Raw genomic sequence first — 1,051 nt, forward strand, 5'->3', positions numbered from 1 at the left:
CGGTACTCATCGGCCAGCAGCGGCACCGTGGTGCGGAGCTTGACCCGGCCGATCTCGTTGAGACCGAGCCCGGCGGCGTTCTCGTCACGGTGCAGCGTGTTCACATCCAGCCGGTACTGCAGGCCACGCACGACCGTCCGCGCGGTCCGGGTGGTGTGCTTGATCGCATACTTCGCGCCGACCCGCAGCGGAGCGGTCTCATCCATCCAGCAGATCATCGCTTCGATGTCCTGCGCCACCGCCGGCGCGTTGTGCGGCCGGCAGATCATGTCCCCACGGGAGATATCAATCTCGTCGGTCAGCCGCACCGTCACCGACATCGGCGGGAACGCCTCCGCCACCGGCCCGTCCGCGGTATCGATAGCGGCGATGGTGCTGTGCAACCCCGACGGCAGGACCATCACCTCATCACCGGGCTTGAGTACGCCGGAGGCGACCTGACCGGCGTAGCCGCGGTAGTCGGTGACCGTGGTCGACTGCGGACGGATCACGTACTGCACCGGGAACCGCACATCCACCAGGTTGCGGTCGGAGGCGATGTGCACGTGTTCCAGGTGGTGCAGCAACGACGGCCCCTCATACCAGGGGCTGTTCTCCGACCGCGACGCGATGTTGTCGCCGTTGAGCGCCGACACCGGGATGATCGTCAGGTCGGTGATCTCGAGTTTGGCCGCGAACGAGGTGAACTCGTCGGCGATCTTGTCGTAGACGGCCTTGTCCCAGCCCACCAGGTCCATCTTGTTGACACACAACACCAGATGCGGCACCCGCAACAGACTGGTGAGGAAGGCGTGCCGGCGGGACTGCTCCACCAGACCCTTGCGCGCATCGACCAGGATCAGCGCCAGGTCGGCGGTGGAGGCACCGGTGACCATGTTGCGGGTGTACTGAATATGCCCCGGCGTATCAGCGATGATGAACTTACGGCGGGGAGTGGCGAAATACCGGTAGGCGACGTCGATCGTGATGCCCTGCTCCCGCTCGGCCCGCAGACCATCAGTCAGCAACGCCAGGTTGGTGTATTCGTCGCCGCGGGCCGCGCTGACCGCCT

General features: G+C 65.7%; 1 protein-coding gene. It reads right to left on the bottom strand.

The window, feature by feature from the left end; genetic code table 11:
* Positions 1 to 1,051: sulfate adenylyltransferase subunit 1 (locus tag Ato02nite_RS49995; protein ID WP_213013798.1), on the bottom strand; the 1,051-nt coding region annotated here is incomplete at both ends.

Source organism: Paractinoplanes toevensis, from assembly GCF_018332695.1.
Taxonomy (GTDB): Bacteria; Actinomycetota; Actinomycetes; order Mycobacteriales; family Micromonosporaceae; genus Actinoplanes; species Actinoplanes toevensis.